General features: G+C 70.3%; 12 protein-coding genes. 8 read left to right on the top strand and 4 right to left on the bottom strand.

Annotated elements, in window-relative coordinates; translation table 11 throughout:
• Window positions 1–15 precede the first annotated feature (15 nt).
• On the bottom strand, window positions 16–513 hold the full coding sequence (locus tag O7601_RS20135) for an SRPBCC family protein (protein WP_281562644.1): 498 nt from the start codon (window positions 511–513) through the stop codon (window positions 16–18).
• Complete coding sequence (locus O7601_RS20130; protein ID WP_281562643.1) at window positions 510–872, bottom strand: metalloregulator ArsR/SmtB family transcription factor; 363 nt, start codon at window positions 870–872, stop codon at window positions 510–512. Before O7601_RS20130 ends, O7601_RS20135 begins: the two co-directional genes overlap by 4 nt.
• Before the next feature lie 171 nt (window positions 873–1,043).
• Here O7601_RS20130 and O7601_RS20125 point away from each other — a divergent pair, with 171 nt between their 5' ends.
• The 6 genes from O7601_RS20125 (at window position 1,044) to sthA (ending at window position 6,474) form a co-directional block, all read left to right on the top strand.
• Window positions 1,044–1,358: a hypothetical protein gene (locus O7601_RS20125; protein ID WP_281562642.1), complete on the top strand. Its 315-nt coding sequence runs from the start codon at window positions 1,044–1,046 to the stop codon at window positions 1,356–1,358.
• Window positions 1,358–2,317, top strand: a complete 960-nt coding sequence (locus O7601_RS20120; RefSeq protein WP_281562641.1) for a TIGR03557 family F420-dependent LLM class oxidoreductase — start codon at window positions 1,358–1,360, stop codon at window positions 2,315–2,317. Before O7601_RS20125 ends, O7601_RS20120 begins: the two co-directional genes overlap by 1 nt.
• A gap of 98 nt (window positions 2,318–2,415) precedes the next feature.
• The gene (locus O7601_RS20115; RefSeq protein WP_281562640.1) at window positions 2,416–2,808 is read left to right on the top strand and encodes an SCO5389 family protein; all 393 of its coding nucleotides are present in this window, start codon (window positions 2,416–2,418) and stop codon (window positions 2,806–2,808) included.
• Window positions 2,798–3,943 carry an LLM class flavin-dependent oxidoreductase gene (locus O7601_RS20110; protein ID WP_281562639.1) on the top strand — a complete coding sequence of 382 codons (1,146 nt, stop codon included), beginning with the start codon at window positions 2,798–2,800 and terminating at the stop codon, window positions 3,941–3,943. The genes O7601_RS20115 and O7601_RS20110 overlap by 11 nt, the downstream gene beginning before the upstream one ends.
• Before the next feature lie 21 nt (window positions 3,944–3,964).
• Entirely contained in the window at window positions 3,965–4,939 is a 975-nt protein-coding gene (locus O7601_RS20105; protein ID WP_281562638.1) for an ATP-binding protein, read from the top strand.
• Between the two features lie 131 nt (window positions 4,940–5,070).
• Window positions 5,071–6,474, top strand: a complete 1,404-nt coding sequence (sthA, locus tag O7601_RS20100) for a Si-specific NAD(P)(+) transhydrogenase (protein ID WP_281562637.1) — start codon at window positions 5,071–5,073, stop codon at window positions 6,472–6,474.
• A gap of 339 nt (window positions 6,475–6,813) precedes the next feature.
• Here sthA and aceB read toward each other — a convergent pair whose 3' ends face one another.
• Together aceB and aceA are read right to left on the bottom strand one after the other, a co-directional pair.
• Complete coding sequence (aceB, locus tag O7601_RS20095) at window positions 6,814–8,424, bottom strand: malate synthase A (protein WP_281562636.1); 1,611 nt, start codon at window positions 8,422–8,424, stop codon at window positions 6,814–6,816.
• On the bottom strand, window positions 8,421–9,692 hold the full coding sequence (aceA, locus tag O7601_RS20090; RefSeq protein WP_281562635.1) for an isocitrate lyase: 1,272 nt from the start codon (window positions 9,690–9,692) through the stop codon (window positions 8,421–8,423). Before aceA ends, aceB begins: the two co-directional genes overlap by 4 nt.
• Before the next feature lie 217 nt (window positions 9,693–9,909).
• On the opposite strand from aceA, the gene O7601_RS20085 reads away from it, so the two are divergent.
• Complete coding sequence (locus tag O7601_RS20085; RefSeq protein ID WP_281562634.1) at window positions 9,910–11,304, top strand: short-chain fatty acyl-CoA regulator family protein; 1,395 nt, start codon at window positions 9,910–9,912, stop codon at window positions 11,302–11,304.
• Window positions 11,305–11,382: 78 nt separating this feature from the next.
• The gene (locus O7601_RS20080; protein ID WP_281562633.1) at window positions 11,383–12,228 is read left to right on the top strand and encodes an endonuclease/exonuclease/phosphatase family protein; all 846 of its coding nucleotides are present in this window, start codon (window positions 11,383–11,385) and stop codon (window positions 12,226–12,228) included.
• Window position 12,229 lies beyond the last annotated feature (1 nt).

The raw sequence follows: 12,229 nt of genomic DNA, 5'->3' as shown, positions 1-12,229 counted from the left end.
TGTGGGTATCTTCGATCACTCTGGCCGCAGCTGCTCGTAGTACGCCTTCATCGGCGGGTGGTAGTCGTCGAACGACGGCAACGCCGTGTCGTCGCGGGCAGCCACCAGACAGTCGAGGTAGTACTCCCAGCCCGGTCCCACCTCGCCGATGCCGTCGGCGTTGTCGAGGTGATGGACGAAGCGCAGCTCGGTCCGCTCGCCGTAGGCGGTCAGCAGCAGCTCCAGCACCCAGTGGCCGTACTCGTCGCGCATGGACACGGCCAGCCGCCGGGGCGGCTCACACGCGTCGATCCGCAGATCGGACCAGGGCGCATCCTCCTCCAGGGCCATCTGCACCCGGATGGTGCGGCCGGGCGCGGCGTCGCCCTCCCACGGGCCGAACCATCGCGCCGTGCGTTCCGGCTCGGTGAGGCTGGCCCACACGTCGTCGATGGGCGCGCGGAACGTGCGGGTCAGAACCAGATCGACGCCGTTCTCGGCGCCGAAGAGTCGGCCGGTCGGGATTCGGGTCATGCGGTGCGCTCCTGTGGGGCGGATGGCGAGTCGCCGGTGCGGCGGTCGCGGCGGGCACGGTAGACCTCGGTCTCCAGGGCGTCGAAGCGACGTTCCCAAAGGTCGGTCCGGGTGAACGGGGTCAGCCACCGCACCAGCTCGGCGAGCCGGGTCGGATCCAGTTCGTAGACCCGCTGGCGGCCGACGACTGTGTCGCGGACCAGGCCGCAGTCGCGCAGCACGCGCAGGTGTCGGCTGATCGCCGGCCGGCTGATCTCGAACTCCTCGGCGATCCGCCCGGCCGGCAGCCGGCGCTCGCGCAGCAGTTCGAGGATGCGCCGCCGCACCGGGTCCGCGATCGCGGCGGCCACGTCGTCCACCGCCAAAGCGTAACCGATGAGTTACGTTTTTGTCCGGCACACGGTGGCGCGAAACCTACGGCGATCGGTGTACGGCCTACTCCATCTGGGGTGGGCAGCGGAGACCACGTCGAGACGACGCGCCCACCACGCTCCTCGCCGTAGCTTCGGTCAACCGACGAGGAGGTACCGATGCCCGTTCCCGACCCGCAGAACACCACAAGCGAGCCAGGCCGACGGCGGGGCGAACGGCTCGCCGCCGACGTCGCGCTCGTCGCGCTGCTCCTGCCCGTGACCGCCATCGCGGCGGCCGACGCGGTCAACCCGCAGTGGAGCTGGATCGAGCACATGGCCAGCCACTTCGTGCACGGCCGAGCCGGCTGGCGCTATCAACCGGCGTGGTCGCCCCGTCACTGCCCGCCGCGATGTCCCAGGATTAGCCCTCCAAGCGGGCGAACTAGTGCAAAGGTGGCAGGGACCGGCAGGGTTCATGATCGGGAGATCTGATGCGGATCGGATACAAGCTGTCCAGCGAGGGCTTCGGGCCGAACGAGATCATCCGGCAGGCGGTGCGCGCCGAGCAGGTCGGGTTCGACTTCGTCGAGATAAGCGACCACTTTCACCCCTGGTTGGACAGCCAGGGCCACTCGTCGTTCACCTGGACCGTGCTCGGAGCGATCGCCGCCCGGACCGACCGGATCGAACTGGCGACCGGGGTCACCTGCCCGAGCGTGCGCTACCACCCGGCGATCATCGCCCAGGCCGCCGCCACCCTCGCCCTGGTCTCCGACAACCGGTTCACCCTCGGCGTCGGTGCGGGCGAGCGCCTGAACGAGCACGTGGTCGGCCAGGGCTTCCCCGGCGCGCGGGGGCGACACGAACGGCTCCGCGAGGCGCTGGAGATCATCCGGCTGCTCTGGTCCGGCGGCTACCGGTCGTACGAGGGCAGGCATCTCCAGTTGGACGACGCCCGCGTGTTCGACCTGCCCGAACAACTGCCCGTCATCGCCGTCGCCGCCAGCGGCGAGGCGTCCGCGACCATCGCCGCGGAACTCGGCGACGGGCTGTTCGCCACCGAGCCCGAGGCTGATCTCGTGCAGACCTACCAGCGACTCGGCGGGCAGGGCCCCCGCTACGCCGAGGTTCCGCTCGCCTGGGCTCCCGACGAGCAGCAGGCCGTGCGGGCGGCCTGGGAGACCAGCCGCTGGTCGGTCACCGGCTGGAAGGTGATGAGCGAACTGCCGAACCCGGTGAACTTCGACGCGGCGTCGCGCACCGTCACCGAGGACGACATCCGGCAGCAGTTCGCCGTCGGCCCCGACCCCGACGTGCACGTCCAGGCGGTCCGGACGTACGTCGAGGCGGGCTTCGACCACGTCGTGCTACAGAACGCCGGCCCCGACCCCGACGGCTTCCTCGACTTCTTCCAGGACACCCTCTCCGCGCGGCTGCGCGCCCTCGGCTGACCGACGCCGAACCGACGGCCATTGACACTGCCGACAGTGACGTGATGTGCTCCCAACGTAGCGGTAATGACAACCGTGATCGTTAGCCGAGGAGGAGCATGTCTCTCACCGTGCCGCCGAGCCTGCTGCGGGCCGCCGAGTCCGGCCCCGTTGATGACGAGGCATTCGTGGCCTGCGTCCGCGAGTCACTGCCGTACGCCTGGCAGACCGTCAGTCGGGTGGCGTCGGAGCTGGCGTCCTCCGACGCCGAGTTCGCCGACAACCAGGTGCCCCCGCCCAGCGAGGCGGAGCGGGGCCAACTGTTGCGCGCGTTGGCCAGCGACGCCATCCGGTCCAGTCTGGAGCGCCACTTCGGCGTCAAGCTCGCCTTCCAGAACTGCCACCGGATCGCGGCGTTCCGACCGTCCGCCGTCGACTCCGACCTCTACCGCCGATTCATCTCGGTGCGGGGCCAGCTGCTGAACCAGTCTCCCGAGCTGCGTGACTGCTGATCCGGGTGAGGCCCGGCGGGCCGGTCGGGGCGTACGCGCGCACCTGTTCCTGCTCGCCGGGCAGCGCCCCGGCGAATCGCACGCCGAGGCGCTGGCGACCGCCCACCGCTACGGCCACGCGGCCGAGGCCGCCGGCTTCGCCGGTGTGTGGATAGCCGAGCACCACTTCATCTCCTACGGCGTGTGCCCGTCGGCGATCACCTTCGCCGCGCACCTGCTCGGTGCCACCCGCCGCATCGAGGTGGGCACCGCCGCGTGCATCCTGTCCAACCGGCACCCGGTGGCGCTCGGCGAGGAGGCAGCGCTGCTGCACGAGCTGTCCGGTGGACGGTTCCGGCTCGGTGTCGGTCGGGGCGGACCCTGGGTGGACCTGGAGGTCTTCGGCACCGGAACCGACCGCTTCACCCACGGCTTCCAGGACTCCCTGGAACTGCTGGCCCGGTGGCTGTCCGGGGCACCGACCGTGGCCGGCAACGATATTTTCCCGTTCCGTCCGGTCGCGGTGGTGCCCCGGCCGCGCGGCCCACTGCCCGTCTGGGTCGCGGCGACCTCGACCGGCACGGTCGATCTCGCCGCCCGGCACGGCCTGCCGCTGCTGCTCGGCCTGCACGCCGATCTCACCGAGAAGGCGGAGCTGCTCGACCGCTACACGCGGGTGACCCAGGCGCACGGCCACGATCCCGTCGGTGTCGATCATGCCAGCGCCCATCTCGCCCAAGTGGCGGAGAGCGATGCGGCGGCGGCCGGGCTGGTCACCAGCGGCCTTCCCCCGCTGCTGGCCGGCACCCGGGAGTACGTCCGCCTGGACGGCACGCCGGCCGGACGGCGAGATCCGGCCGGCTACGTGAAGCATCTGATCGACATCCATCCGGTGGGCGCGCCGCTGCGCTGCCGGCAGGCGGTCGCGCGGGCGGCGGCGTTGCCCGGCGTACGCCACCTGCTGTTCCTGGTGGAGGCCGGCGGGGGGCTCGAAGTCGGGCTGGCCAACATCCACCGGCTGGCCACCGACGTGCTTGATCTCGTACCGGTCGGCGATGGCGGGCGGGACACACCGATGCCGGTGAGTCAGGTGGGTTCGGCGTCGGAGGACGCGACGACCCGCTACTATGCGCCTCATGGAAACGGTTACCGTTAGCAGCTGGGTGGAGGGGTGTCGATGAAGATCGCCTTTGTCGGCAAGGGCGGCAGTGGCAAGACCACTCTCGCCGCGCTCCACGCCCGCCATCTCGCCGCCGAGGGCCACCCGGTGCTGGCCATCGACGCCGACATCAACCAGCACCTCGCGGTGGCCCTCGCCGGTCCGGCAGCGGCGGCGGGCACGAAGCGCCCGTTGAGTGAGCACCTGCCGGCGATCAAGGAGTACCTGCGCGGCGGCAACCCGCGCATCGGCTCGGCTGCTCAGATGGTCAAGACGACTCCACCGGGACGAGGCTCGCGACTGCTGCGGGTGACGGAGGAGAACCCGATCTACGCGGAGTGCGTCGGCACCGTCGGCGGCGTACGGCTGGCGTCGACCGGCGAGTTCAGTGCCGAGGATCTGGGAGTGGCCTGCTACCACTCGAAGGTCGGCGCGGTGGAGTTGCTGCTGAACCATCTGCTCGACGGGCCCGGCGAGTACGTCGTGGTGGACATGACCGCCGGTGCCGACTCGTTCGCCTCGGGGCTGTTCACCCGCTTCGATCACACCTTCCTGGTCTGCGAACCGACCGTGCGCAGCGTCAGTGTCTACCGCCAGTACGCCGGCTACGCGCGTGACTACGGGGTGGCCCTGTCGGTGATCGGCAACAAGGTCGAGGATGCCACCGATGTGGACTTCCTCCGCGAGCACGTCGGCGCGGACCTGCTGACCTGGATGAGCCGCTCGGCATATGTGCGCCGCGCCGAGCGTGGCACGGTCGGCCCGCTGCACGACCTCGAGGACGCCAACCGGGCCGTGCTGGACCGGATGGTCGAGGCTGTCGACGGCACCACGCAGGACTGGGCGGCGTTCACCCGGTGGGCCCACGAGTTCCACCGCCGCAACGCCGAGGCGTGGGCCAACGACCGCGCCGGAGTCGACCTCACCACCCAGATCGACCCGGACTTCCGCATGGGGCCAGCCGCGCTGGCCGGGGCCGTCCCCCACGCCTGAGGCCCCGCGCTGCCGGGCCGACTCGCGTCGTGCCCGGCGGCTCACCGCCTTTGTTCCAACCTGGTTAACGTCACCTGCCGCCTACCCGACAGGTCTGGCGCCGGCCGCGACATCTTGCGACGCTGGTGATCGTGTATGACTACGACCTGTTGGTGCTGGGCTCCGGGCCCAGCGGTCAGAAGGCCGCCATCGCCGCCGCGAAGCTGGGCCGGCGGGTCGGTCTGGTGGAGCGGCGCGACATGCTCGGCGGGGTGTGCATAAACACCGGCACCGTGCCGTCCAAGACCCTGCGTGAGGCCGTGCTCTACCTGACCGGCCTCAGCCAGCGAGACCTCTACGGCAGCAGCTACCGGGTCAAGGACGAGATCACGGTGAGCGATCTGGCCGCCCGGACCCAGCACGTCATCAACCGGCAGACCGATGTCATCCGCAACCAACTGGCTCGCAACCGGGTCGCGATCATCACTGGTACGGGACGGTTCGCCGACGACCACGCGGTCTGGGTGGACGGCGACTCCGGACGCGAGTCCAAGGTCACCTTCGACAAGGCCATCATCGCCGCCGGCACCCGGCCGGCCCGCCCCGACAGCGTCGACTTCGACGACCGGACCATCGTGGACTCCGATGGCGTCATCAACCTCCAGGCCGTGCCCCGCAGCATGGTCGTGGTCGGCGCGGGCGTGATCGGCATGGAGTACGCCTCGATGTTCGCCGCGCTGGGCACGAAGGTCACCGTGGTGGAGCGCCGCGAGCGGATGCTCGACTTCTGCGACGAGGAGGTCGTCGAGTCGCTGAAGTACCACCTGCGGGACCTGTCCGTCACGTTCCGCTTCGGCGAGGAGGTGGCCTCGGTCGAGAAGCACCAGACCGCTGCGCTCTGCGTCCTCAAGAGCGGCAAGAAGATCGTTGCGGACACCGTCATGTACTCGGCCGGCCGGCAGGGCCAGACCGACGGGCTGGATCTGGCCGCGGCCGGATTGACCGCGGACCGGCGAGGTCGCATCGAGGTCGACGCGAACTACCGCACCGCGGTGGCGAACATCTACGCCGTCGGCGACGTGATCGGTTTCCCGGCGCTGGCCTCGACTTCCATGGAGCAGGGACGGTTGGCCGCGCAGCACGCCTGCGGTGAGCCGGACCGCCCGATGCACGAGTTGCAGCCGATCGGCATCTACACCATCCCGGAGATCAGCTTCGTCGGGAAGACCGAGGAGGAGCTGACCGACAGCGCGACGCCGTTCGAAGTGGGCATCGCCCGCTACCGCGAGCTGGCGCGCGGCCAGATCGTGGGTGACTCGTACGGCATGTTGAAGCTGCTCGTCTCGCCGGGGGACGGCCGGTTGCTCGGCGTGCACGTCTTCGGCACCGGCGCCACCGAGATCGTCCACATCGGGCAGACGGTGATGGGCTGCGGTGGCACGGTGGAATATCTGGTCGACACGGTGTTCAACTACCCGACGCTCGCCGAGGCGTACAAGGTGGCCGCCCTGGACGCGTCCAACAAGATCCGCAACATCACCCGGATCGACGGCTGACATCTCACCCTCAGTGACAGCGGGCGCGATCCGGAACAATCACTCGGCGTGACAGCCACGCGGACCCGGCCACTTCCCCTCTCCGTACTTTGCTCTGCTTCAACCAACGCAGCAGCGGCTGAGCTGGGCGAACTCCAAGCGGACGTAGTCGCCCGGCTCGACGATCAGTCACGTCGGGTAATCGATGCGTATGTTGAAGCAGAGCAAAGCAGGCGGGGTGGAGGTAGGTGGGCGGGAGGCGGATACGGATGGTGAACGGCCGGCGCGCGGCTGCTGCCGGCCGGATGCCCGTCGCGGTCCCCGGCCGGCCCACAGCCAGCCAGGGACCGTGACCCAGACCTAGACAGCTGCCAGGGCCGGCTCCCGGGTGGGCCTCAGGTGCCGGGCGTACGCGCTGGTGGTGAAGAACGACGGCAGGTCCTCGCCGAGGGCGGTCTCCTCGACGATCCGGGCGGCCTGCTCGGCGCGTTCCCGCTCCGCCTCCGCGCGCCCCTCGGTCACCGTGGCCAGCTCCTCGGCGAGCATCGAGCGGACCAGTTCCTCGGTCACCGACCCCCCGCCGGCCAGCGGGGTGCCGTGGTGCAGCCACTGCCACAACTGGCAGCGGGCGATCTCGGCGGTGGCCGCGTCCTCCATCAGGTTCCACAGCGCCACCGCGCCCGCACCGCCGAGCCAGGCGTCGATGTAGCGCAGCGCCACCGCGACGTTGGCCCGCACCCCCGCCTCGGTGACCTGTCCCGGCGTCTTGTCCACCGAGAGCAGCTCGGCGGCGGTGACCGTCACCTCGTCACGGCGCCGGTCCAGCTGGTTCGGGCGGTCGTCCAGCACCCCGTCGAAGACCTCCCGGCAGGTCGCCACCAGGCCGGGGTGGGCCACCCAGGAACCGTCGAAGCCGTCGCCGGCCTCGCGCTGCTTGTCCGCCCGCACCTTGCGCAACGCGTTCTCGTTGACCTGCGGGTCGCGGGCCGGAACGAAGGCGGCCATCCCGCCGATCGCGTGCGCGCCGCGCCGGTGGCAGGTCCGCACCAACAGCTCGGTGTACGCGCGCATGAACGGCACGGTCATCGTCACCTCGGCACGGTCCGGCAGGACGAAGTCCGGCCACTGACCGAAGTTCTTGATGATGCTGAAGATGTAGTCCCACCGCCCGGCGTTCAGGCCCGCCGAGTGCTCGCGCAGCTCGTAGAGGATCTCCTCCATCTCGAACGCGGCGGTGATCGTCTCGATCAGCGTGGTGGCACGGATGGTGCCCTGCGGCAGCCCGAGGTAGCGCTGGGCGAAGACGAAGATGTCGTTCCACAGCCGCGCCTCGCGGTGGCTCTCCAGCTTCGGCAGGTAGAAGTACGGGCCCTTGCCGGCGTCGAGCTGCCGGCGGGCGCAGTGGAACAGGTACAGCCCGAAGTCGACCAGGCTGGCCGAGATCGGCCGCCCGTCCACCACGATCCCCTTCTCCACCAGGTGCCAACCACGCGGCCGGACCACGATCGTGGCCAACTCCCCGCCGAGCGCGTACCGCTTGCCACGCGCGTCGGTGAAGTCGATCCGGCGGTCCAGTGCGTCGATCAGGTTGAGCTGACCGCCGACGACGTTGTGCCAGGTCGGCGCGGTGGCGTCCTCGAAGTCGGCGAGCCACACCTTGGCGCCGGAGTTCAACGCGTTGATGGTCATCTTGCGGTCCGGTGGCCCGGTGATCTCGACTCGCCGGTCCTCCAGACCGGGCGCGGGCGCTGCCACCCGCCAGGTCGGGTCGTCGCGGACCGCGGCGGTCTCCGGCAGGAAGTCGGGCAGCTGGCCGGTGGCGTAGCGGTCGCGGCGGGCGCGGCGGGTGTCCAGCAGGGCCACCCGGCGAGCCGCGAACTCGCTGTCCAGCGCGACCAGGAAGTCCAACGCCTCGCCGGTGAGGACCTCGTCGAAGCGTTCGGCCATCGGGCCGATGATCTCGTATCTCATGCGAACTGCTCCTCCTCCGTGGAGCCACGCAGCGCGGTGGTCTCGGCGGCCGGGTTGAGCACCGTGCTGATCAGGTCGAAGTAACCGGTACCCACCTCGCGCTGGTGCTTGACCGCGGTGTAGCCGGCCGGCTCGGCCGCGAACTCCCGCTCCTGGAGCGAAACGTACGCCGACATGCCGTCGGCCGCGTAGCCCCGGGCCAGGTCGAACATCGAGTAGTTGAGGGCGTGGAAGCCGGCCAGGGTGATGAACTGGAACTTGTATCCCATGTGGCCGAGCTCCCGCTGGAACTTGGCGATGGTCGCGTCGTCGAGGTGCTTGCGCCAGTTGAACGACGGCGAGCAGTTGTAGGCGAGCAACTGGTCCGGGTACTGCTCCTTGATCGCCTCGGCGAAGCGCCGGGCGACCTCCAGGTCCGGCGTGCTGGTCTCCATCCAGAGCAGGTCGGCGTGCGGCGCGTACGCCAGGCCGCGGGCGATGCACGGCTCGACGCCGTTGCGGACCCGGTAGAAGCCCTCCGCGGTGCGCTCGCCGGTGACGAACGGCTGGTCCCGCTCGTCGACGTCGGTGGTGAGCAGCGTGGCGGCCTGGGCGTCGGTGCGGGCGATGACGACCGACGGCACGCCCGCCACGTCGGCGGCCAACCGTGCCGCCTCCAGGGTGCGGATGTGCTGGCCGGTGGGGATCAGCACCTTGCCGCCGAGGTGACCGCACTTCTTCTCGCTGGCGAGTTGGTCCTCCCAGTGCACCCCGGCGGCGCCGGCCGCGATCATCGCGTTCATCAACTCGTACGCGTTGAGCACGCCGCCGAAGCCGGCCTCGGCGTCGGCGACGATCGGCGCCAACCAGTCGATGCCGGAGGTGTCCCCCTCGGCGGTGGTGATCTGCGCGGCGCGCAGCAGGGCGTTGTTGATCCGACGCACCACCGCGGGCACCGAGTTGGCCGGGTAGAGGCTCTGGTCGGGGTAGGTGTGCCCGGCCAGGTTCGCGTCGGCGGCCACCTGCCAGCCGGAGAGGTAGATCGCCTTGAGCCCGGCCCGGACCATCTGCACGGCCTGGTTGCCGGTGAGGGCGCCGAGCGCGTGGATGTAGTCCTCGCTGTTCAGCAGGCGCCACAGCCGGTTCGCGCCGTGCCGGGCCAGGGTGTGTTCCTCCTGGATCGCGCCACGCAACCGCACCACGTCCTCAGCGCGATAGCTGCGCCGCACACCGCGCCAGCGGGGGTTGGTGTCCCATTCGTGCTGCAACTGCTCGACCGCGGTAACCATCGTTGCTCATTCCCTTCGAATTCCGTCGTCACCTGGTGACGCTGCGCGAGACGCCGGGTCGCCGGGTGTGCTGCCCACGGTCACACGGCCCGCAGGAGGTGGTCGAGGGACGGAAAAAGCCAATTATTGGAAAGTCGACGGGCGATTCTGCAAAGTTGTGAATGCGCCTATTCGCAGCAGTGCTAATGTGGCCCGATCAGGTCGCCGGATCAGGGAGGTGAGGGCCGTCGCCAGGACCTTCGCCGGGGCCCGGCTACGCCGGATGCGCGAGGAGCGTGGGCTGAGTCAGACGGAGCTGGCCCGGCACCTCAGCATCTCGCCGAGCTATCTCAACCAGATCGAGCACGACAACCGGCCGCTGACCGTCCCGGTGCTGCTGCGCATCACCGAACTGTTCGGCGTCGACCCGACAGTGTTCGCCGCGCACGACACCCCTCGGCTGGTCGCCGGACTGCGTGAGGCGCTGCCCGGACGCGCCGGGCTGACCGAACTCACCGAACTGGCCAACCGGCTGCCGGAGGTCGCCGCGGCGGTCATCGAGCTGCACCGTCGCTACCAGCAGGCCGACGAGCAGCTCGCCGAACTGGTCGGCGACCGCGAGCGGATCGGTCGTAGCCCGCACGACCAGGTCACCGAGTTCTTCTACCGGCGGCAGAACTATGTACCGGATCTCGACGAGGAGGCCGAGCGGCTGGCCGGGCGGATGGCGCTGCGTCGCGGCGAGGTCCGCGCCCTGCTCCGCGACCGGCTGGCGCAACGGCACGGCGTGCACGTCACCCGCGAGGACGCCGCCGCGCTCGGTGGCGAGCTGCACCGGTACCGCCCGCAGACCCGCACCCTGCACCTGTCCACGTCGCTGCGCGCCGGGCAGGAGGCGATGCGGATGGCGGCCCAGATCGCGCTGCTGGAGTTCGCCGACGTCATCGACGAGATCGTCGAGTCGGAGGAGTTCGACGACGTGCAGACCCAGATCCTCACCCGGGTCGGCCTGGCCAACTACTTCGCGGCGGCGCTGATCCTTCCGTACGAACACTTCCTGGCGGCCGCCGAGCAGCGTCGGTACGACATCGACCTGCTCACCCAGCACTACGCGATGGGATGGGAGACGGTCTGCCACCGGCTCAGCACGTTGCAGCGGCCCCGGGCGCGCGGCGTGCCGTTCTCCTTCGTCCGGGTCGACCGGGCCGGCAACATGTCGAAACGCCAGTCGGCCACCGGCTTCCCATTCTCGCGCACCGGCGGCACCTGCCCGTTGTGGACGGTGTACGAGGCGTTCGGCGCGCCAGGGCGGGTGGTCACCCAGGTCGCCGCCATGCCGGACGGGCAGCGCTACCTGTGGATCGCCCGCACCATCACCCGCCACCACGGCGGCTACGGCCAACCCGGCAAGGTGTACGCCATCGGGCTGGGCTGCGAGGTGCGGCACGCCAGCCGGCTGGTCTACTCCACCGGGATGGATCTGCACGCGGCCGAGGCGGCGACCCCGATCGGGCCGGGCTGCAAGACCTGCGAGCGGATGACCTGCCCGCAGCGGGCCGCCCCGCCGATCAGCCGGCAACTGGACGTGGACGAGAACCGCAGCACCTTCATCCCGTACCCGTTGCGGACCTGACCCCGACCCGCCGCCCGCCGCCCGCCGCCCGCCGGTACGGATACACTTTCAGCCCCTCCGCGAGCCCAGGGCTGGTGCATGCTTTCTCGTCCGACATCTTCCCGACCGCTGGTGGCCGCCGTCGCCCTGGTCTCGATCGCCGTGCTGTTGGCCGGCTGCTCGGTCGTCGCACCGGTCGCGTCGGCACCACTGCGGGTGCTCCAGCTGAACCTGTGCAACAGCGGCATGGCCACCGGCTGCTACACCGGCCGCTCGGTGGCCCGGGCCGCCGAGGTGATCCGGGCTGAGGCCCCCGACGTCGTCACCCTCAACGAGATCTGCTCCGGTGACATGGACACCTTGGAACGGGTGCTGACAGACGTGCACGCCGGCACGGTGGTGGCCGCCTTCCAGCCGGCGCGAAACGGCCGCACCGGTGAGCCGTACCGCTGCGTCAACGGGCAGCAGTACGGTGTCGGGGTGCTGACGCACATCGCGGCGCCGGCCGGCGAGCACGAGGTGCACGCCGGAATCTACCCGGCCCAGGATCCGGCCGACCCCGAGCAGCGGGCCTGGCTCTGCGTCGAGGCCCGCGCCCTCTTCTTCGCCTGCACCACCCACCTGGCGTACACCAGCTCGACCCTGGCCCTGGCCCAGTGCGCGCACCTGGTCGGCATGGCGATCCCGCAGCTGCACGCCGACGGCCGCTACCGGCCCACGGTGGTCAGCGGCGACCTCAACCTGCGGCAGGGTGGCACGCCCGACGTGCGGTCCTGCGTACCGGAGGACTACCGCCACCGGCACGACGGCGGGGTGCAGCAGTTCATGGCCACGGCGGACCTGAAGATCGAATCCACCAGATCGGTGAGCATGGAACGCACGACCGACCACGCGGCCTTCCTGGTGACGCTCACGCTGCCAGCTCAGGGCGACCCCGCCCACTGAG

Origin of the sequence: Verrucosispora sp. WMMD573, from assembly GCF_027497175.1 — a bacterium.
Taxonomy (GTDB): domain Bacteria; phylum Actinomycetota; class Actinomycetes; order Mycobacteriales; family Micromonosporaceae; genus Micromonospora.
This window is presented reverse-complemented; position numbering and strand designations above follow the sequence as displayed.

What these genes read in the sequence shown, in the direction of transcription:
- aceA (WP_281562635.1), bottom strand. Translation starts at nt 9,692, where the DNA reads ATGGTTACCGCGGTCGAGCAGTTGCAGCACGAATGGGACACCAACCCC.
- O7601_RS20120 (WP_281562641.1), top strand. Translation starts at nt 1,358, where the DNA reads ATGCGGATCGGATACAAGCTGTCCAGCGAGGGCTTCGGGCCGAACGAG.
- O7601_RS20105 (WP_281562638.1), top strand. Translation starts at nt 3,965, where the DNA reads ATGAAGATCGCCTTTGTCGGCAAGGGCGGCAGTGGCAAGACCACTCTC.
- O7601_RS20115 (WP_281562640.1), top strand. Translation starts at nt 2,416, where the DNA reads ATGTCTCTCACCGTGCCGCCGAGCCTGCTGCGGGCCGCCGAGTCCGGC.
- O7601_RS20135 (WP_281562644.1), bottom strand. Translation starts at nt 513, where the DNA reads ATGACCCGAATCCCGACCGGCCGACTCTTCGGCGCCGAGAACGGCGTC.
- O7601_RS20125 (WP_281562642.1), top strand. Translation starts at nt 1,044, where the DNA reads ATGCCCGTTCCCGACCCGCAGAACACCACAAGCGAGCCAGGCCGACGG.
- O7601_RS20080 (WP_281562633.1), top strand. Translation starts at nt 11,383, where the DNA reads ATGCTTTCTCGTCCGACATCTTCCCGACCGCTGGTGGCCGCCGTCGCC.
- aceB (WP_281562636.1), bottom strand. Translation starts at nt 8,424, where the DNA reads ATGAGATACGAGATCATCGGCCCGATGGCCGAACGCTTCGACGAGGTC.